The organism is Clostridium sp. CM74B_53 (genome assembly GCF_036318045.1).
Lineage (GTDB): Bacteria > Bacillota > Clostridia > Lachnospirales > Lachnospiraceae > Pilosibacter.
In genome coordinates this window covers 1-1,137 of record NZ_JAWQDE010000039.1, presented here as the reverse complement: position 1 = coordinate 1,137, position 1,137 = coordinate 1, and the positions used below count along the sequence as shown (strand labels likewise).

General features: G+C 50.7%; 1 rRNA gene. It reads right to left on the bottom strand.

Going from position 1 to position 1,137, the window contains the following annotated elements:
- Positions 1-1,137, bottom strand: a 23S ribosomal RNA gene (locus V2546_RS15605); the annotation flags it as partial.

Here is a 1,137-nt window from a genome sequence, read left to right as displayed (position 1 = left end):
CATGTGGTACAGGAATCTAAACCTGTTGTCCATCAGCTACGCTTCTCAGCCTTGCCTTAGGCCCCGACTTACCCAGGGCAGATCAGCTTTACCCTGGAAACCTTAGATATTCGGCCTGGAGGATTCCCACCTCCATCTCGCTACTCATTCCGGCATTCTCTCTTCTTAAAAGTCCACAGCTCCTTATCGGTACTGCTTCGCCCCTTTAAGAATGCTCCTCTACCAATGTATAAATACATTCCTGAGCTTCGGTGTTGTGTTTCAGCCCCGGACATTTTCGGCGCAGGACCTCTCGACTAGTGAGCTATTACGCACTCTTTGAATGTGTGGCTGCTTCTGAGCCAACATCCTAGTTGTCTTTGAAATCCCACATCCTTTTCCACTTAACACACACTTTGGGACCTTAGCTGCAGGTCTGGGCTCTTTCCCTTTTGACGACCCAACTTATCTCGTGCCGTCTGACTCCCGTACATCATCTGTATGGCATTCGGAGTTTGATATTCTTCGGTAGGCTTTGACGCCCCCTAGGAAATTCAGTGCTCTACCTCCACCAGACTAATACGAGGCTAGCCCTAAAGCTATTTCGAGGAGAACCAGCTATCTCCGGGTTCGATTGGAATTTCTCCCCTATCCACACCTCATCGCCACCCTTTTCAACGGATGTGCGTTCGGTCCTCCACGAAATTTTACTTTCGCTTCAACCTGGACATGGATAGATCACCCGGTTTCGGGTCTGCACATGCTGACTTGACGCCCTATTCAGACTTGCTCTCGCTTCGGCTCCGCACCTTTAGTGCTTAACCTTGCCAGCATCCGCAACTCGCCGGACCGTTCTACAAAAAGTACGCGGTTGCACCTTAACGTGCTTCCACAGCTTGTAAACACAGGGTTTCAGGTTCTCTTTCACTCCCCTCCCGGGGTCCTTTTCACCTTTCCTTCACAGTACTATGCGCTATCGGTCACTAAGGAGTATTTAGCCTTGGGGGGTGGTCCCCCCGACTTCCTGCAAGGTTCCACGTGTCTCGCAGTACTCTGGATCCCACTAGCTCCCTTCTGGTTTCATGTACGAGACTTTCACTCTCTTTGGTCTGACTTCCCAGACAGTTCCATTACCATACGGGTCACATAACGTGGTCC